Annotated in this window: 14 protein-coding genes and 1 riboswitch; of the genes, 2 read left to right on the top strand and 12 right to left on the bottom strand. The window is 74.8% G+C overall.

Going from position 1 to position 18,478, the window contains the following annotated elements; all coding sequences use genetic code 11:
* Positions 1 to 14 precede the first annotated feature (14 nt).
* The 7 genes from BJY28_RS11010 to BJY28_RS10980 all read right to left on the bottom strand — a co-directional run bounded on the left by BJY28_RS11010 (position 15) and on the right by BJY28_RS10980 (position 6,840).
* Entirely contained in the window at positions 15 to 329 is a 315-nt protein-coding gene (locus BJY28_RS11010) for a hypothetical protein (protein ID WP_179463055.1), read from the bottom strand.
* Between the two features lie 290 nt (positions 330 to 619).
* Positions 620 to 2,356: an RNA polymerase sigma factor gene (locus tag BJY28_RS11005; protein WP_179463054.1), complete on the bottom strand. Its 1,737-nt coding sequence runs from the start codon at positions 2,354 to 2,356 to the stop codon at positions 620 to 622.
* 164 nt (positions 2,357 to 2,520) lie between these two features.
* Positions 2,521 to 2,922, bottom strand: a complete 402-nt coding sequence (locus BJY28_RS11000) for a universal stress protein (RefSeq protein WP_179463053.1) — start codon at positions 2,920 to 2,922, stop codon at positions 2,521 to 2,523.
* Between the two features lie 111 nt (positions 2,923 to 3,033).
* Positions 3,034 to 4,152 carry a homoserine O-acetyltransferase MetX gene (gene metX, locus BJY28_RS10995; protein ID WP_179463052.1) on the bottom strand — a complete coding sequence of 373 codons (1,119 nt, stop codon included), beginning with the start codon at positions 4,150 to 4,152 and terminating at the stop codon, positions 3,034 to 3,036.
* A gap of 15 nt (positions 4,153 to 4,167) precedes the next feature.
* A riboswitch (SAM riboswitch) is annotated at positions 4,168 to 4,277 on the bottom strand.
* Between the two features lie 72 nt (positions 4,278 to 4,349).
* A complete protein-coding gene (locus BJY28_RS10990) occupies positions 4,350 to 5,486 on the bottom strand; it encodes a DUF4192 domain-containing protein (RefSeq protein WP_179463051.1) in 1,137 nt (378 codons plus the stop codon).
* 115 nt (positions 5,487 to 5,601) lie between these two features.
* A complete protein-coding gene (locus BJY28_RS10985) occupies positions 5,602 to 5,952 on the bottom strand; it encodes a YkvA family protein (protein WP_179463050.1) in 351 nt (116 codons plus the stop codon).
* A gap of 69 nt (positions 5,953 to 6,021) precedes the next feature.
* Entirely contained in the window at positions 6,022 to 6,840 is an 819-nt protein-coding gene (locus BJY28_RS10980) for an EcsC family protein (protein WP_343037071.1), read from the bottom strand.
* A 140-nt stretch (positions 6,841 to 6,980) separates the two neighbouring features.
* On the opposite strand from BJY28_RS10980, the gene BJY28_RS10975 reads away from it, so the two are divergent.
* Positions 6,981 to 8,762, top strand: a complete 1,782-nt coding sequence (locus tag BJY28_RS10975; RefSeq protein ID WP_343037070.1) for a DNA polymerase — start codon at positions 6,981 to 6,983, stop codon at positions 8,760 to 8,762.
* A gap of 20 nt (positions 8,763 to 8,782) precedes the next feature.
* On the opposite strand, the gene BJY28_RS10970 is transcribed toward BJY28_RS10975, so the two are convergent.
* The 4 genes from BJY28_RS10970 to BJY28_RS10955 form a co-directional block, all read right to left on the bottom strand.
* Complete coding sequence (locus BJY28_RS10970) at positions 8,783 to 9,721, bottom strand: PAC2 family protein (protein ID WP_343037069.1); 939 nt, start codon at positions 9,719 to 9,721, stop codon at positions 8,783 to 8,785.
* Positions 9,722 to 9,792: 71 nt separating this feature from the next.
* On the bottom strand, positions 9,793 to 13,749 hold the full coding sequence (gene hrpA / locus BJY28_RS10965) for an ATP-dependent RNA helicase HrpA (RefSeq protein ID WP_179463049.1): 3,957 nt from the start codon (positions 13,747 to 13,749) through the stop codon (positions 9,793 to 9,795).
* 99 nt (positions 13,750 to 13,848) lie between these two features.
* The gene (locus tag BJY28_RS10960; RefSeq protein WP_179463048.1) at positions 13,849 to 15,144 is read right to left on the bottom strand and encodes a GNAT family N-acetyltransferase; all 1,296 of its coding nucleotides are present in this window, start codon (positions 15,142 to 15,144) and stop codon (positions 13,849 to 13,851) included.
* Between the two features lie 13 nt (positions 15,145 to 15,157).
* Positions 15,158 to 15,829 carry a histone deacetylase gene (locus BJY28_RS10955; RefSeq protein WP_218875301.1) on the bottom strand — a complete coding sequence of 224 codons (672 nt, stop codon included), beginning with the start codon at positions 15,827 to 15,829 and terminating at the stop codon, positions 15,158 to 15,160.
* Between the two features lie 101 nt (positions 15,830 to 15,930).
* On the opposite strand from BJY28_RS10955, the gene BJY28_RS10950 reads away from it, so the two are divergent.
* Positions 15,931 to 16,968: a phosphatase PAP2 family protein gene (locus BJY28_RS10950; protein WP_179463047.1), complete on the top strand. Its 1,038-nt coding sequence runs from the start codon at positions 15,931 to 15,933 to the stop codon at positions 16,966 to 16,968.
* 1,164 nt (positions 16,969 to 18,132) lie between these two features.
* Here BJY28_RS10950 and BJY28_RS10945 read toward each other — a convergent pair.
* On the bottom strand, positions 18,133 to 18,420 hold the full coding sequence (locus BJY28_RS10945) for a hypothetical protein (protein ID WP_179463046.1): 288 nt from the start codon (positions 18,418 to 18,420) through the stop codon (positions 18,133 to 18,135).
* Positions 18,421 to 18,478 lie beyond the last annotated feature (58 nt).

The following is an 18,478-nucleotide window of genomic DNA, read 5'->3' as shown; positions in this document are numbered from 1 at the left end:
CGAAGGGTCGTGGGTCAGTACGTCGGTGGAGTGGCGGAGCCGAAGCACGGCATGTTCTTGACCTCTTGGGGGATGGACTGGTCGCTGCACCAACCCTCCAGACCTTCGTCGGTCTGCGGGATCTCCCACGGATTGCCCTCCGCGTCCAGGACCACCTCCCCCTCGCCGGTGGGTGCCGAGGGTTCGGCTGCGGCGCTCGCGGTCACGGTCGCGGTGACCGTGGCCGTCTCGGTCGCGGTCGCGGTCTCCGTCTCGGTCGCGGTCTCCGTGGCAGTGCGGGTCGTGGTCGTGGGGGGCGCCGTGGTGGTGGCGGTCGACGTCGAGGTCACGGTGGGAGCTGGTTCGGGCTCCCCGCTGCACGCCGACATGAGCAGGACCAGGATCGGAAGGCACGCCGCCAGTGCTCGCATGGCGCCACCGTAGCCGTGGAATAGCCGGCGGCACCCGAGTTCCGCGCCTTCCGCCGGGTGGAGGTGATACCACGCGCCCCGGCTCGACGAGATACCTCCACCGGCGGGATACCTCCACCGCGCCGCACCGAGCGATCCACCCACCGGACATGACGAAGGGGCCGACCCAGGATCTCCTGGTCGGCCCCCGTCGTCGTCGGCGACGCCGCTCAGTCGAGGTAGTCGCGCAGCACCTGGCTGCGGCTGGGGTGGCGCAGCTTGCTCATCGTCTTGGACTCGATCTGCCGGATCCGCTCACGGGTGACCCCGTAGACCTTGCCGATCTCGTCCAGCGTCTTCGGCTGGCCGTCGGTCAGCCCGAAGCGCATCGAGACGACGCCGGCCTCGCGCTCGGAGAGGGTGTCCAGCACCGAGTGCAGCTGCTCCTGCAGCAGCGTGAAGCTGACCGCGTCGGAGGGCACGACCGCCTCGGAGTCCTCGATGAGGTCGCCGAACTCGGAGTCGCCGTCCTCACCCAGCGGGGTGTGCAGGGAGATCGGCTCGCGGCCGTACTTCTGCACCTCGACGACCTTCTCCGGGGTCATGTCGAGCTCCTTGGCCAGCTCCTCCGGGGTGGGCTCGCGGCCCAGGTCCTGGAGCATCTGGCGCTGCACGCGGGCCAGCTTGTTGATGACCTCGACCATGTGCACCGGGATGCGGATGGTGCGGGCCTGGTCGGCCATCGCCCGGGTGATCGCCTGCCGGATCCACCAGGTGGCGTACGTGGAGAACTTGTAGCCCTTGGTGTAGTCGAACTTCTCGACCGCGCGGATCAGGCCGAGGTTGCCCTCCTGGATGAGGTCGAGGAAGAGCATCCCGCGACCGGTGTACCGCTTGGCCAGCGACACCACGAGGCGCAGGTTGGCCTCGAGCAGGTGGTTCTTGGCGTTCTTGCCGTCCTGGGAGATCCACCACAGCTCACGCTTGAGCTTCATGTCGATCTTGTCGTCGCCGGCGAGCTTCTCCTCGGCGAAGAGGCCGGCCTCGATCCGCTTGGCGAGCTCGACCTCCTGCTCGGCGTTGAGCAGGGCGACCTTGCCGATCTGCTTGAGGTAGTCCTTGACCGGGTCCGCGGTGGCACCGGCGGTGACGACCTGCTGGGCGGGGGCGTCCTCGTCATCGTCGTTGGAGAGGGTGAAGCCACCGGCCTCCTCGGGCGCGGCCCGGGTCGGACCTCCGGCCGCGACGGCCTCTTCGGTCTTGGCGACCTCGGCCCCGGCGTCGGTGGTCTCGCCGTCCCCGGAGTCGTCCTCGCTGTCGGTGTCGGTGCTGGCCTCGGCGTCACCGTCGGTGTCGGGCGTCTCCGCCTCGGCGCTGACGTCCTCGTCGGTGGGCTCCCCGTCGACGTCCTCGGTCTCGGTGACCTCGTCGCTGTCCGCGCCGGCCTCCGCAGCACCCGAGGTGGCCTTCGCGGCCGCCTTCTTGGCGGCCGCCTTCTTCGCCGTGGTCTTCTTCGCCGTGGCCTTCTTCGCGGTGGCCGAGGCGGCCGCCTTCTTCGTCGTGGCGGCCTTGGCGGTCTTCTTCGCCGGGGCGCTGCCGGTGCTGGTCTCCTCCTCGGCCGGGGCGGTCGCAGACTTCTTCGTCGCCGACGCCCTGGTGCCGGAGCTGGCGGCCTTCTTCGTGGCCGGCGCCTTCTTGGCGGGCGTCTTCTTCGCGGACGCCTTCTTGGTGGTGGAACGCTTGGTCGGTGTCACCTGTACCTCGATTCCCTGGTCGTCCAGCGCGCGGAGGACGGCCTTGCCGCGGGACGGCGTCACGCCGGCCTCGGTGAATGCGGACTGCAGCTGGTCGCCGGTGATGGACCCGGTCGTCCGGCCCTGCCGGACCAGCTGCTGCAGGGCCGGATGGCTGAACTCGCGGGGCAGTGCGCCCTGCTCCTGGTTCGGACGCGTGGGGGCAGCGGACACCGACAACCTTTCGTCACGGATGATGTGAACCGGCCGCGTCGGGCCTCCCCGACCCCTGCGTCCCGGTCCCCGGATCTGATGTCCGGAAGTGCTCGGACACCATTATAAAACGACGGACCGCGACGCGTTATGCCCGCTCCCCGTGACAGGGGCGTCGCTGCAGGTCAGGCGGTCGCCTTGACCGCCAGGACGGCGCACGGCGCGTCCAGCAGCACCCGCTGCGCGTTGGAGCCGAGGATGAGCTTGCCCACCGGGGTACGGCGGCGCAGACCGATGACGATCAGCTCGGCGCCGACCTCCTCGGCCACCGCGATGAGGTCTTCGGCCGGCTCGTTGCCGCGGACGAGGCCGCGCACGTCCACCTCGACGCCGCTGCCGGCGAGCTCGCCGCGCAGCTCCTCGAGCTGGCTGTCGCTCTTCTGCGCCGACTCGCGGGACAGCGAGGGGCCGCCGCGGTCGGAGTGGATGACGACGAGGTTGTCACCGCGCAGCCGGCACTCCTCGAGCGCGCGGTCCAGGGCCGCCCGGCCCTCGTTGGTCGAGACGTAGCCCACCACGACGGTCATCTGATCTCTCCTCGCTCCCGCGGCAGTCGTTGCAGGCCTGACGCTACACCCGGCGCAAGCCTGCGCGGCTGCTCCCGGCAGCCGCGTCCGCACCTGCCCGTGGCGAGGCGCTCACCCCAGGAGGTCGCGGATGATCCGACCCACCTGGTCGCTCTCGGTGAGGAAGGCGTCGTGCCCGACCAGCGAGCGCACCGGACGCAGCTCGGCGCTCGGGCTGGCCGCGACGATCTCCTCGGACAGCCGCGGCGGGTAGAGCCGGTCGGAGTCGATCGGCGCGACGACCAGACGGCCGGCGAAGGGGGCCAGCGCGGCCTGCAGCCCGCCGCGCCCGCGGCCGACGTCGTGGGAGTTCATCGCCTCGGAGAGCGCGATGTAGGAGTTGGCGTCGAAGCGGGCCGCGAGCTTGGCGCCGTGGTGGTCCAGGTAGCTCTCCACGGCGAACCGCCGCCCCGCTCCCCCGGGCTGCTCGTCCCGCCCGAAGCGCTCGTGCAGCTCCAGCTCGCTGCGGTAGGTCACGTGCGCGATCTGGCGGGCGATCGCCAGCCCGGCCTCCGGGGACCGACCGGTGCCGTAGTAGTCGCCGTCGGCGAAGTCGGGATCGTTGCGGATCGCCAGGATCTGCGCCTGCGACCAGCCGATCTGCTCGGCGCTGGCGTACCCCGTGCTGGCCAGCACGAGAGCGGCCTGGACCCGGTCGGGGTGGCTGGTGACCCACTCCAGCGAGCGCATCCCGCCCATCGATCCGCCGAGCACGGCGCGCCACCGTCGCAGGCCGAGCTGCTCGGCGAGGCGGGCCTCGGCGGCGACCTGGTCACGGACGGTCACCTGCGGGAAGCGGCTGCCCCACGGTCGGCCGTCCGGCGCCGGCGAGCTGGGTCCGGTGCTGCCCTGGCACCCGCCGAGGACGTTCGGGGCGACGACGAACCAGCGGTCGGTGTCCAGCGGCAGCCCGGGGCCGACGAGGTCGGTCCACCATCCCGGCGTCGGGTGGCCAGGACCGACGCCGCCGGCGACGTGGCTGTCCCCGGTGAGGGCGTGCTCGACGAGCACCGCGTTGTCGCCGGAGGGCGAGAGCCGGCCCCAGGTCTCGTAGGCCAGGGTCACCTCGGGCAGCCGCACCCCGGACTCCAGCGTCAGCTCCCCCAGGTGGGCGAAGAGCCGGTCGCCGGGGTCGTCGCCGTCACGCCAGCAGGCGGCGCCGGTGGCCGGTGGCTGGTGGGTGATGCTCATGGGAGGTCTCCCTCGGGCTCGCCTTGCCGTACCGCTGCGATACGGCCCGGTCATCACCCGGGGCACCCCATCGCGAGGAGGGTTGCCGTCCAGCCAGCCGGGGCTTGTCGCTGGAACTCATGACCTGCCCGCCACTGTAGCGGGTGCGCCCGGGCAGCACGAGCGTGGGCGAGCCGCTCCCGGCCGACCCGCGAGGCTCACCCGCCCTCGTCGGGACCGGTCGACCCGCTCGACCAGCCCGGTGGTCGCAGCCCGTGCTGCAGCAGCCGCAGCATGAGCCCGGCCAGCCGGTGCTCCGGCTCCACGGCGAGGGCCTCGTCGAGGCAGGCACCGGCCACCGTGCCGTCTCCCTGCCACCAGGCGACGTGCGCCAGCACCGTGAGCAGGGGCGCGCTCTCGGCCTCCGGGGTCAGCCGGAGCAGGTCGGCCAGCCGGTGCCGCAGCACCATGGCGAGGTCGTCGCCCGCCGCACGGTCGGCGGGCTGGCCCGTCCCCCGGTCGGCGGGCTGGTCGCTCGCCGGCGGCGACGGCTCGGCCTGGACCCACGGGCAGGCGGCGGCTGCCTCCCTGGCGCGAGACACCGCGTCCTGCTCCAGGGCCTCGGTGGGGACCGCGCCGGGGCAGAGCACGCCGAGCAGCGCGTCCCGCCAGCCGATCTGGCGCAGCGAGGCCAGCGCGACGGCCACCGCCTCCGGCGGCAGCGCGGTCACCGGCCTCGCGGCCGGATCGAGGTCGAGGATCGTCCGCCAGACCCGGGTGGTGCTGACCGTCGACGGCCAGCCCGGCTGGTCGTGGCGTCGGGCCAGGGCCGCGGCGGTGGCTGCGGCGGACTCCGCCTCCTGGATCGGGACCAGGCTCTCGAGCACGTGGTCGCGGCTGGGCAGCGGGGCGATCCCGCGACGGACGTACTCGGCCACCCCCGGGACCCCGTCGGGGGCGGGCAGCGGCTCGCCACCGGTCGGGCAGCAGGCCTCGTCGCAGTCGGGGGCGTACCACCGGCCGTCGCGGACGACGAGGTGCTCGGCGACCCGGACGCCGCGTCGTCGGGCCTCGCCCACGACCGCGGCGCGCAGGTCGTCGGAGTCCCCCTCGTGGTCCTCGAAGCCGGCCACGACGACCGAGTCCGGCCGCTCCCGCTCGGCGACGTCGAGCAGGACGTCGGCGGCGGCCCGGCTGATCTCCTCGCCGCGGGTGAGGTCGAGGCGCTGCACGAGGCCGAGCCGACGGCCGTGCAGCATGACGACCACGACGGAGCGCAGCGGGTGGTAGCCGAGCTGGTAGGGCAGCAGCACGAGCAGGTCGGCGGGGGTACGGGCGCGAACGATGGCGGTCATGCAGCCACCGTCGAGCAGGCCCGGCCGGGGCGCCAGCGCGTGCCGTCCCGCTGTGGACGAGCGTCGGAGCGCGCTGTCGCCTGTGCACGACGCGAGCTCGGCGACCGAGGGCGCCTCAGCGCACGACGTGCGAGGGCACCGCCTGCTCCCAGGCGAGGAAGGCCTCGGTCTCCTGCACCAGGGTCAGCGCGACCCAGCCGAGGACGAGGGCGTCGTCGGCCAGACCGAGCACGAGCAGCAGCCCCTCGGGCACGACGTCGATCGGGGAGACCACGTAGCCCACCCCGGCGAGCAGCAGCATCAGCCGGGCCGAGGACACCCCGGTGTACTCCCCCGAGCGCACTGCGCGCACCAGGCGCGGCACGGCCCGCAGCCGGCGCCACAGGCTCGGCGAGCCCGGCGCGGACGCCTCGCCGACGGCGTGGGCGAAGGTGGCGGCGGCACGGGCACGGCGACGAGCGGCCATGGGTCCTCCTGCAGGTCTGGGCGCGTCCCGGGCGCCGTCAGGTTCTCGCCCTGGTCAACGTGCCCGAGGTCAGGGGTGTTCCCCCGGCTGCTCCGGGCCGGCGGCGGACCCCTCGATGCCGGGCGCCTCGCGGTCAGTCGGGGCGAGGGCCCCGACCTGCTCCCCGGCCGCGGGGAACTCCTCGCGGACGTGGTCGGCGAGCTGCTTCATCAGCCAGGTGTCGAGACCGGCGCCGACGGCTCCGCCGACCACCGGGATGGCCCGCCCGAAGCGGGCGAAGGTGGAGCGGCCGGCGCTGGCGAGCAGCCGGAAGCCGACCCCCTTGTTGATCACCATCAGCGCGGGACCGGGGAGCCGCTGCGTGGCCAGGTGCGTCATCCGCCCGGTCGGGGCGACCATGCCGGCCCGGGCCAGGACCTCCTGGGCGTCGGCGCCGACGAGGCTGAGCAGGATCGCGGTGCGGATCCGGTCGTCGGCGAGGTCGTGGCCGCGCAGCGCGGCCACCGAGGCGGCCATCCGGGTGGCCAGCACGTAGAAGCCGAGCACGTTGGCCGGCAGCGCCACGGGCAGGGTGACGAACCCGCCGAGGTTGGTGACGAAGCCGTTGGCGGCGGCCAGCCGCAGGTGGTCGCGCAGCACCTCGTCGACCGCCTTCTCGACGTCGCCGGAGTGCTTGGCGAGCGCGGCGTCGGCCACGGTGGCTGCGGGGTCGAAGGGGCCACGGCCGTCGATGCCGGTGTCGAGCAGCTGTCGGACCAGCTTGATCGCGGCGCCGTTGAGCCCCTTCTGCTGCTCGGGGTCGTCGGCCTGCTCCAGGGCGCTGCGGCGCGGCTCCGGCTCGCCGGTCGGCTCGTCGTCGCGGCCCAGCATCGAGCTGATGAAACCCACAGCATCTCCTTCGTCATCACCGTCTGGTGGCGGCGCGGTGCGCCGCTGCGCTGGCATCCTGCCATGCGGCTCGGCCTCCCGGGGGTGGTGACGCACCAGGTCAGCGCCGCTGTCACCGTCGCCCGGTAGCGTCCGCTGGCGTGACGACGAGCCAGCGCCTCTCGCCGCCGGTGACCTTCGGCGGCGCGCTGGTGCTCGGCCGGGACGGTGCGGCCGCGCTCGTCGACGCCGAGGGAGGGCTCCTGGCCGCGCGGGAGGACGTGGCCGGCCATCTCGCCGGTGCGGGGCGCGGCGGCCGCTGGGTGGTGTGGACGGCGCGCTCGGTCTCCGCGCTGCTCGACGGGCCGGCACCGACGGCGGCGCTCGATCGCACCTGGGACCTCGCCGAGGTGCACCGGCTGCTGCACGGTGGCTCGGCGGCCGAGCCCGGCCGGGTCTGGGCCGCGGCGCACGACCTCGACACGGCCGGTCTGCCGGTCGCCCCGAGCGGCGATCTCTTCGACCTGCTCGCCGAGGAGCCGGACGCGGACCTGCTGGTTCTCCCGGACGGCCACCTGCGTCCGTCCGTCCTCGCCTGGGCGGACACCGACGAGAGGTGCGCGGCCCTGGCCCGGGCCGGCCTGCAGGTCGCTCGGTGGCAGCACGCCCAGGTCGCCGAGCGCGGCCGGCGGGCGCTGCTGACGGCCTGCTCGGAGTCGGCGGCCGCGGTGCTGTGCGTCGAGCTGGAGCGCACCGGGCTGCCGATCGACCGGCCTGCGCTGGACCGGCTGCTCACCGCAGCGGCCGGACCGGAGCCGCGGTCGGTGGAGGACGAGCTGTCCGCGCGGCAGGCCCGCGACGCGCCGGTGCTGGCGGCGGTGCCCGGTGCCGGGCGGATCGATCTGCGCAACCCGGCCGGGGTCCGTCGGCTGCTCTCGCTGGCCGGGGTGGAGGTGAGCAGCACCCGCAAGTGGGTGCTCGAGGCGCACCGCGAGGCCCATCCGGTGGTGCCGGCGATCCTCGCCTGGCGCAAGGCCGAGCGGGTGGCCACCACCTACGGGTGGCGCTGGCGGCGCGAGCACGTCGGCGCCGACGACCGGTTGCGCGGCGCGTGGAGCGCGGCCGACGGGGCGGCCGGCCGGATGACCGCCCAGGCCGGGCTGCACAACCTGCCCGCCGAGCTGCGTCCGGCGGTGGCGGCCGCGCCCGGTCACGTGCTGGTGCGGGCCGACCTCGGCCAGATCGAGCCGCGGGTGCTGGCGGCGGTCGCCAGCGACGGCGCCCTGGCCGCGGCCACCCGCGAGCCCGACCTCTACGCCCCGGTCGCCGAGCGGCTGGGCGTGGAGCGGGCGGTGGCGAAGGTGGCGGTGCTCGCCGCGATGTACGGCCAGCGCAGCGGCTCGGCGGGCGAGGCGCTGCGCGGGCTGGAGCGTGCCTACCCGGTGGCGATGCGCGCGCTGCAGGCGGCGGCGGAGACCGGCGCCCGGGGCGAGCCGGTACGCACCTTCGGCGGTCGGACCGTGCGCACCGACCTCTCCCTGGGCGAGCGGGTGCTGCGCGCCCAGCTCGGACCGGGCGAGGCGCCGCGCGAGGTCGAGGACGGCTCCGGCAGCCGGTCAGCGGCGGCGGACGCCGACCAGGAGCGCTGGCGGGACGCCGCCCGAGGCCGGTTCGCGCGGAACGCGATCATCCAGGGATCGGCGGCCGAGCTCTTCAAGGTGTGGGCGGTCACCGCACGGGTCGGCCTGCGCGCGCTGGACGCCCGGATCGTGCTGTGCCTGCACGACGAGCTCATCGTGCACGTCCCGCGGCAGCACGCGCAGGCCGCGGTGACGGTGGTGGAGGGCTCGCTGCAGGACGCGGCCCGCTGGTGGGTCGGCGACGACGCGGTCCGCTTCGTCGCCGACCTCCAGGTGGTGCAGCGCTGGTCGGACGTGGACTGAGCCGCGTCCGGCCGACCCGGTCAGGCCTCGGGGTCATCGACGGTGCGCAGGAAGTCCTCGAACTCGGCGCCCAGCTCGTCGGCCGAGGGCAGCTCGCTGCTCTCCCCGACGAGCAGGCTGGGCCGCTCCAGACCGCGCAGGTGCACGTCGTACTGGCGCTCCAGGGCGGAGACGGCCTCGCCGATCTCGGCGTTCTCACCGACCTCCCGGGCGATCTCGGCCCGGTTCTCGCCGGCGGCGTCGGCCAGGGCGTCGTTGGGCAGGCTGAGCCCGGTGACGTCGACGATGGCGTTGAGCCCGGTCAGGGCCGCGTCGTGGAAGGGCGACTGCGCCAGGTAGTGCGGCACGTGGATGGAGAAGCCGACGGCGTCGCGGTCGGACTCCCCCAGCCGGAGCTCGAGCAGCGAGAGCAGCCCGGCCGGCACCTGCACGGTGCCGAAGACCGGCTTGCGCTCGTCGATGAGCCGCTCGTCCGTGGCGTGCGCGGTCATCCCGATCGGCCGGGTGTGCGGCACCGCCATCGGGATGCCGTGCGCGGTGACCGCCAGGGTGATGCCGAGCCGGTCCATGATCTGCTGCACCGCGGCGATCACCGCCTCCCAGCGGAAGTCCGGCTCGGGTCCGCTGAGCACGTAGTAGGTCTGGCCGTCCCGGTCGTGCAGCCGGTAGAGCAGCAGCGACGGGTCGTCGTAGGGGCTGTACCGGGTGGCGTCGAAGACCATCGCCGGGCGGCGGCCGCGGTAGTCGATGAGGGAGTCGACGTCGAAGGAGGCCACCACCTCGGGCTCACCGCTGTCCAGCAGGTGGTCGACGAGCAGCCGCTGGGTGTGGCCGGCGTCGATGAAGCCGTCGAGGGCGACGATCATCGGCCCGGGCTGCAGCCGGGCGAGATCGGCGTCCACCTCGAAGCGGTAGAGGCTGGACGCGGCGTCGTCGCGGAAGGCTCGGGGGTCGGTCACGAGGCACTCCTGTCGGTCGGGTCGTGATCTGCTCTGGTCAACGAAGGGGTGGGCCGGGCCATTCCCTGCGGTCACCCGTCCCGCACGGCGGCGATGGCGGTGCGCACCCGCTTGGCGGAGACCGGGCCGGGCGTGCCCAGGGCCTGGGCGAAGAGCGAGACCCGCAGCTCCTCGATCATCCACCCGATGGCGGTGACGTCGTCGGCGCCGCGGCGCAACGGCGGCAGCGCGTCCAGCAGGTCGGCGTAGGCGGCCTCCACCTGGTCGATGCCCTCCTGCTGGCGGGCGTCCCGGCGGGGGTCCTCGGCGGCCCGCTCCAGGCGCACCAGCACCGCCCGCAGGTAGCGCCGCAGGTCCGGCAGCCGGGCCAGGCCGACGTCGGCGACGAAGCCGGGGCGGACCAGTCCCCCGACCTGGGCGCGCACGTCGGCGACGGTCATCCGCAGGTCGGGCACGTCGACCCGGGTGAGCATCCGCTGCACCTCGGCGTGCCGGGCGAGCACCGGCTCGACCTCGCCGACGACGGTGAGCACCCGCTGGGCGACGTGGGTGCGCACCGCGGCCAGCGCGGTCTCGAAGCTCTCGGCGTCACGGACGGTCCCGGGGACGTGCGCCGCGACGATGTCGTCCACCGCGGCGGCCAGGCAGTCCTCCAGCAGCGCCGGCACCGAGCCGTGCGGGTTGTCCGCGAGCGCCAGCTTCTGGGCGTTGGTCAGCCGGGCCAGCACCCGCTTCCACGGCGGCGTGGTGCCCAGCAGCAGCAGCCGGCGCACCCCGGTGCGTCGGGCCGCCTCGGCCTCGGCGGGGTCGGCGACCACCCGCAGCGCGACGCTGTCGCCCTCGTCGACGAGGGTCGGGTAGCCGATGACGGTGTGCCGTCCGCTGCGCTGGGTGACCGTCTCCGGCAGCGTGCCGAGGTCCCAGCCGGTCAGGCCGCTGCGCTCGAGGTCGGAGCCGGCCCGGGACATCCGCTGCTGCAGGTGCCCGGCCAGCTGCTCGCGCAGCACCTCGAGATCCTTGCCCTGGCCGAGCACCCGGCGCTTGTGGTCCTCGACGACAAAGGTGATCCGCAGGTGGTCCGGCACCCGCTCCAGGTCGATGTCCTCCGGGCCCACCGGCACCCCGGCGCGCCGGGCCAGCACGGGCGCCAGGGCCTGCACCAGCGGGGTCCCCGCCGGCAGGTCGTCGGCGGTGCCAGCGAGCTCGGCGACCGCGGCCGCGGCGTGGTCCGGCGCCGGCACGAGGTGGCGGCGCAGCGCCTTGGGCAGCGCCCGCACCATCGCGGTGACCACCTCGGCGCGCAGGCCGGGCACCTGCCAGTCGAAACCGGCCGGGTCGACCTGGTTGAGGATCCCGACGGGCACGTGCACCGAGACCCCGTCGGCGGCGGCCCCGGGCTCGAACTGGTACGTCACGGCGAGGTCGAGGTCGCCCTGGCGCCAGCGGCGCGGGTAGTCCTCGCTGCTGATCGCGGTCGCGTCGTCCCGGGTGAGGTCGGCCTCGGTGAGGGTGAGCAGGTCGGGGGTCTCGACGCGGGCCGTCTTCCACCAGCTGTCGAAGTGACGCCCGGAGACCACCTCGGCGGGGACCCGGGCGTCGTAGAAGGCGACGATGTCCTCCTCGTCGACGAGCAGGTCGCGGCGCCGGGCCCGCTCCTCGAGCTCGGACAGCCGCCGCACCAGGCGCCGGTTGCGGGCGAGCACCTCGTGGTCGGTGTCCCAGTCGCCGCCGACGAGAGCCTCCCGGATGAAGAGGTCCCGGCTGACCTCCGGGTCGATCCGGCCGTAGGCGACGGTGCGCCCGGCGACCAGGGGCACCCCGTAGAGGGTGACCCGCTCGGTGGCCTGCGCGGCGGCCGCCTTCTTCGACCAGCGCGGCTCGGAGTAGCTGCGCCGCACGAGGTGGGCGCCGGCCTCCTCGGCCCAGCGGGGGTCGATGGCGGCGTTGGTCCGGGCCCACAGCCGGGTGGTCTCGACGAGCTCGCCGGCCATGACGACGTCGGGCTGCTTGCGGAAGAGGCCGGAGCCGGGCTGGATGGAGAAGCGGGCGCCGCGGGCGCCAAGGTAGTCGCGACGATCGGCGTCACGCACCCCGACGTGGCTGAGCAGCCCGGTCAGCAGCGCCCGGTGCACCGTGTCCCAGTCCGGCTCCGCCCCCGTCGCGCTGGTCCGGCGGCCGGGGTCGAGGCCCTGCTCCTTGGCCGCCCGCCGCAGCTGGGCGTGCAGGTCCTGCCACTCGCGGATCCGCAGGTAGTGCAGGAACTCGCGGGTGCAGGCCCGGCGGAAGGCGCTGCCGGAGAGCTCGTCCTGCCGCTCCCGCAGATAGGTCCACAGGCTCCACCAGGAGGCGAAGTCGGAGCCGGGCCGGCGGAAGCGGGCGTGCTGCTGGTCGGCCTGGGCCTGCTTCTCGGCGGGCCGCTCGCGGGGGTCCTGGATGGACAGGCCGGCGACGATGACGAGCACCTCGGCGGTGCAGCCGAGCCGGTCCGCCTCGATGAGCATCCGGCCCAGCCGGGGGTCGATCGGCAGCCGCGCCAGCGATCGACCGGTGCGGGTCAGCCGCCGGTCCTCGAGGGCGTGCAGCTCCTCGAGCAGGCGGACCCCGTCGGCCACCTGGCGGGCGTCCGGGGGCTCGACGAAGGGGAAGCGGGAGACGTCGCCGAGGCCGAGCGAGGTCATCTGCAGGATGACGCTGGCCAGGCTGGTGCGCAGGATCTCCGGGTCGGTGAACTCGGGTCGGCTGTCGTGGTCGCGCTCGCTGTAGAGGCGGATGCACACGCCGTCGGCCAGGCGCCCGCAGCGGCCGGCGCGCTGGGCGGCGGAGGCCTGCGAGATCCGCTCGATCGGCAGCCGCTGCACCTTGGTGCGCTGGCTGTAGCGGGAGATCCGGGCGGTGCCGGTGTCGATGACGTAGCGGATGCCCGGGACGGTGAGCGAGGTCTCGGCGACGTTGGTGGCCAGCACGATCCGGCGTCCGGGATGGCTGGTGAAGACCCGGTGCTGCTCGGCCGAGGAGAGCCGGGCGTAGAGCGGCAGCACCTCGGTGCCCGGCAGGTTCATCCCGGTGAGGGCGTCGGCGGCGTCGCGGATCTCGCGCTCCCCGGAGAGGAAGACGAGCACGTCTCGCGGGCCGCCGCTCTCCGGCTCGGTCCACAGCTCCTCGACCGCGCGGCAGATGCCGGTGGTCTGGTCGACCTCCTCGGCGTCCTCGCCGCTGGCGCCTCTGCCGTCGTCGCCGTCGTCTCCCTCGTCCTGCCCGTCGCGGGGGTCGGGGCTCAGCGGGCGGTAGCGGACCTCGACCGGGTAGGTGCGCCCGGAGACCTCGATGATCGGCGCCGGCCGGCCGTCGGCGTCGGCGAAGTGGGCGGCGAAGCGCTCCGGGTCGATCGTCGCCGAGGTGATGATCACCTTGAGGTCGGGCCGGCGCGGCAGCAGCTGCTTGAGGTAGCCGAGGATGAAGTCGATGTTGAGGCTGCGCTCGTGGGCCTCGTCGATGATCAGGGTGTCGTAGCGGCGCAGCTCGCGGTCCCGCTGCATCTCGTTGAGCAGGATCCCGTCGGTCATCACCTTCACCGCGGTGGCGGTGCTGCTGCGGTCGGTGAAGCGCACCTGGTAGCCGACGAGGTCGCCGGTCTCGACGCCCATCTCCTGGGCGATCCGCTCGGCGACGCTGCGGGCGGCGATCCGTCGCGGCTGGGTGTGCCCGATCTGGCCGTGGGTGCCGCGACCGATCTCGAGGGCGATCTTCGGCAGCTGGGTGGTCTTGCCGGAGCCGGTCTCCCCGGCGACGACGACCACCTGGTGCTCGCGCAGCGCCGCGGCGATGTCGTCCTTGCGGGCGACGACGGGCAGCTGCTCGGGGTAGCCGAGCCGCTCGGGCGGCACCGGGTCGCGGGTCACGGGGGGTGGCACGGGTGCCGCGGGCGGACCGCTCGTCCCGCCCTGGCCGCGCCCTCGCCCGCGCCCGCGTCGCCGGGAGCGGGAGCGACGACCCGGCGAGGTGGCCGGGGTCGGCTCGGGCTCAGGCATGGCCGCCAGGATACGGGCGCGCCGCGCCACGTCCGGCACGGGCGCTCCCCCGTGCTGCGGGGCTCGCGTCGTGCGGGGCGTGGTGCCGGGCGCCGCGCCTCAGAAGTCCACCGACTGCGCGGGCAGGACCGGGGTGCGCAGCGCGGCGTCGAGCCGGGCCACCGCCCCGGGGGCGTGCTCGCGCACCCGCCCCGCGACGGCGAGCGCGCCGAGGCTGCGCCCACCGAGCCAGACCGAGGCCAGGTCGCCGACATCCACGCTCAGCTGTGCCTGCTCGCCGCTGCGCTCGAGCCGGCCCTCGCCGGAGCGCGCGGTCCATCGCCAGGTGCCGGCGTTCTCCGGGAGCACCGGGTCGGCGACCTCGACGACGACGTCGAGGTCGGCGGCGGTGCCGCGCAGAGCGACCGCCGCCGGCAGGTCGACCAGCCGCAGCCACAGCGAGTCGACCACCCCGTCGGCGAGCGAGCGCGGCCAGCCCGGCTGCCACAGCACCAGCGGGTCGTCGGCCGGGACCCACCAGTCGGTGCGGGTGACCAGGTCGAGTCGGGTCAGCCGCTGGGCCAGGGCCAGCCGGGCTGCTGCGTCGGCGGTGGTGACGATCGGGACGTCGGCGCGGCCGCCGAGGACGGAGCCCTCCTCGGTGACCGTGCGGCGCACCACCGCGAAGCCGACGACCTCGTCGTCGCGGGTCGCGACGAGCACCCGGTTCGGCTCGCGGTCGCCCCGGTGCTCGGGGACGTCGGTGAGGTTGCGCGTCAGGTCCGCCTCGGTGCGCACCACCTCGCCGGCGCGGTCGGTGGCGGCGCGCCGCCAGGCGGCGTGCAGCCGGGGCGCCAGATCTGGCCCGGCGGTCTGCAGCCGGGTGCGGGTGGCGTCGGCGAGCTCCTGGATCTCCGGTGGCGCGGCGAAGGTGGTGCCGCCGGCGAACGAGGCGCGCAGCACCGTGCTCGCCGTGCCGTACCCGAAGCGGCCGTAGATCCCGCTGTCGGAGGCCTTGAGCACAGACAGCGCCCGCCCCGCTTCGCGGGTCGCGGGCAGCTGGCTGCCGATCAGCGCGGTGAGCACCCCGCGCCGGGTGTGGTCGGGGTGCACCCCGACCCAGGTCACTCCGTCGGCGGGCACCAGCCGGGCGCGGCCCCGGCCGTCGGGCACGCCGACCTCGACGTCCCAGGCGCCGGTGACCCCGGCGGTCTCGCCCTCGCGGGTCGCCACGAGGACGGTGCGGGTGGGGACCGAACGCAGCCGGACCTCGCGGGGCAGCCGCTCGCTCTCCGCCCAGACGAGGTCGTCGAGGTCGACCAGCGAGGGAGCCTCGTCGGGGCGGGCCGGTCGCACGGTCACCGGGTCGCCTGTCACCGGGGCATCCGTCACCGGGGCGTCGTCGGGGGTGCTCATCGAGGCGAGCCTGTCAGCGCGCGGGGCCGTTCGCCAGCGGATTATCGGTGCCGGTGAGCAGGGCGCCCACCTCGGCCGCGCCCCACCCCTCGGCCCCGGGCCAGGAGGTGAGGTAGTCGGCGGCCGCGGCGACGTCCAGCTCGTGCCCCTGCAGCAGCCCGCGCAGCATGGTGCGCAGGTAGGCCGGGGCGGGGGCGTTGAGCGACAGGTCGGTCGGCTCCGGCGCGGTGAAGGTGGGCACCGGCGACCCGTCGATCGTCCCGACCCGGTGCAGCGTCTCGTAGTGGCCGGGACCGATGCTCTGCCGCCCGGTCTGCAGCACCTCGGCGAGGTCGAGATCCCGGCCGGGCTGGCGCCACATCTCCTGGGCGGTGAGGTCGCTGAGCTGACCCACGGTGATCCGGTAGGCCCGGGCCAGCACCTCACGGTCGGCGTCCGGGTCGTAGAAGGCGACCCCGCCGCCCCAGGTCTGCGAGCGCCAGGCGAAGCGCAGCCCCCCGGGCATGTGCAGCAGCCGCTCCTGGTCCGGCGGGGTCCGGTCGCGGCACCCCGGCGAGTCCCGCGTCGCCCCGGCCGCCCGGCCGCCGCGCAGGTAGACGGCGAAGCGGTCGTGGTCCAGGTTGGAGCCGTAGGAGGCGTACCAGAGCGACATCGGGGCCCACTGTCGCAGAGCAGTGCCGGGCACGGTCTGCAGGGTCAGGTCGCGGCGCGGCCAGAGGATGGGCCTCGGATGGTCTCCCGCCGTCCGGCCGGGTCCGAGGTCGCTGCGGCTGAGACGATGGCGCCATGACGCAGACCCCCGGCTCCGGGCCGCCGCACCCCGGGCCGACCCCGTGGGTAGTCACCCTGCGCCGCTGGTGGGAGCGCTGGGTCAGCACCATCGCCTGCCTGACGGTCTCGGCGCTCGCCACGGTGGCCCTGCTGTGGCTGCGCAGCCGCAGCCAGCAGACCTGGCTGGGCCAGGCCCTGGACGAGGTCGGGATGGACCGGGTGGTCGGCGACGAGTCGACCACCCGGCGGCTGGTGGGCCTGCTCGGCACCGTGTCCGTGGTCTCCATCGGGGTGGTGGTCGCCGGCCTGGTCGTCGTGGCGCTGCTGCGCCGGCGGGTCTCGGCAGCGGTCGCCGCGGTGGTGCTCGTCGGCGGCGCCAACCTGCTGACCCAGCTGCTCAAGGCGGTCACCGAGCGCCCGGACTTCGGCTATCTCGTCGTACCCAGCTTCCCCAGCGGCCACGCCACGGTGGTCACCTCGCTTGTCATGGCGGCGCTGCTGGTGACCCCGCAGGCGGTGCGCGCCACGGTCTCGCTGCTCGGGACGGCGGCGGTCACGGTGACCGGTGGGGCCACCCTGGTGGCCAGCTGGCACCGGCCCTCGGACGTCCTCGGTGCGGTGCTGGTGTGCCTGGCCTGGGGCTGCCTGGTGATCGCCTGCTGGAGCGTGCTGCGCGGCGGGGTGCCGCGCAGCGGCCCGGCCCGGCACCGACTCTTCTCGCTGCTCGGCGTGGTCGTCGCCTCGGCGCTGCTGCTGGCCGCCGGGGTGCGTCCCGGTGGCGGCTGGGCCGGCTTCCTCGATGCCGCGGTGGTGCTGGCCGTGCTCGGTGCGGTCGCGGTGCTGGCGGTGGCCACCTTCGCGCACCTGTCGGCACCGATGGCGATCAGCGAGGTCGGTCGCGACCTCCTTCCGGAGCCCGGTCCGCCCGCGGAGCCTCCTCGCGCGCCGGCGTCCCCGCCGGGTCCGGGTGGGCCGGCTCCCCCACCGCCACCGGGCGCGCCGGGTGCCCCAGTGCGTCCGGGCGCTGCGGCGCAGGTGCCTGGGGACGGGTGACGGGCGCGCCCCGGGCGGCCATCCGGGCGCGTTCCTCGGTGACGTCGCTGGAGCGACCGGAGAGCCGGCGGTCCACGGCGTCGACCCGGTTCCACTGGCTGGTCGTCGAGGCACCGCCGGCGGTGGTCGCCCGGGCGACGGCGTAGCTGCGCGAGGCCGCCTCGGCGACCTTGTTGGTGCCGACGACGGAGGCCCAGCTCATGACGGAGTCCTCGACCGGCCCGGCGATGGCGCGCTGCTTGGTCTTCTTGCGGGCCCGTCGGCCGAGGGCGCGGCCGGCGTCGGCCAGCGAGCTCTGCGCCAGCGGGTTGTCCTTGACCGTCGGGGTGGTGCCGAAGTCCATCGCCCCGGACCCGCGCGGGCGCCGGCGGGTCGAGGCGGTGCGGCCCGTGTTCAGCCAGGGCACCTTGCTGATCGCCTTGACCGGGGCGCTCAGCGGTTTCGTCGCGAGCGCGGCCACCTGCCAGCCGTAGTCGGAGCCCAGGTCGCCCCAGTCGCCCTCGTCGTAGGCGATCTTGCGACCGACGTCGCCGGGCGCCCCGATGATCGGGACGCTCATCACGTCGGTGACGATGTTCTCCCGGGCCCCGTCCCCGGTGCGGCTGGACCACTCCAGGGTGTCGTAGATCCACGAGTCGTCGCCGACCTCGGCGATCGCGTCCAGCTCGCGGCCCACGTCGCGGTCGCGGCGCTGGATGTCCTCGACGAGCGTCGCGAAGCCGCGCGCCGTCTCCTGCAGGCGCTCGGCGAGCTCGTCGCGCTCACGGACCAGCTCCGCGCGCTCCGGGCTGCCGAGGTCGCTGGCGTGCACCCGCGAGCGTGCCCGCTCGTAGCTGATGGTCAGGTCGGTGTGGGTGTCCTCCCGCTCGCGCAGGTCGTCCAGGTCGGTGCGCAGCCGGTCGGCGTACGGCACGATGACCTCGGCGCTCTCCCGGTAGCGCTCGGCCACCGTCTCGAGGAAGGCGGGCACCCGACCGAGCTGGTCCTGGAAGGCCGAGCCGGCCGGAGAGTCCCACACGGCGTGCACCGCCAGGTCGTAGAGGCAGCGGCGCACGGTCATCAGGTTCTCGGCGACCAGCGACAGCTCGTCGGCCTGGGCGAGCAGCGCGTCCGGGTCGCCGGCGTAGACCCCCTGGGGGTCGCAGGCCATCGGATCGGCGCCGCTCATGGGCGCAGGGTGTCCCGGTTCAGCGCCTCCACGTCGAGGTAGGCGCCGCTGGCGCTGCGGGAGCGGTCGCGCAGCCGGAGCATCTCGCTGCCCACCGAGATCCGCTGCTCCTCGAAGTCCCCGAGCACCCGCCGGTAGGCCTCGCCGCCGGCGTCGAGGAAGCCGTAGTCGGGGAAGGGCGCGGCAGCGGCGCGCACCGCCCGCGACTGCATGTAGTCCTGGGCGTGGGCGATCTGGTCCCCCAGCGCCGCGATGTCCTGGGCACTGATCCGCAGCCGTGTCATGGCGCTCACGCTAGCCAGACCGGCGCCGACCGCCGCCGAGTTCTCCACAGGCCCTCGC

Origin of the sequence: Janibacter alkaliphilus (assembly GCF_013408565.1) — a bacterium.
GTDB lineage: Bacteria > Actinomycetota > Actinomycetes > Actinomycetales > Dermatophilaceae > Janibacter > Janibacter alkaliphilus.
The sequence above is the reverse complement of the archived record's forward strand: the minus strand, read 5'-3'. Positions and strand labels throughout refer to the sequence as shown.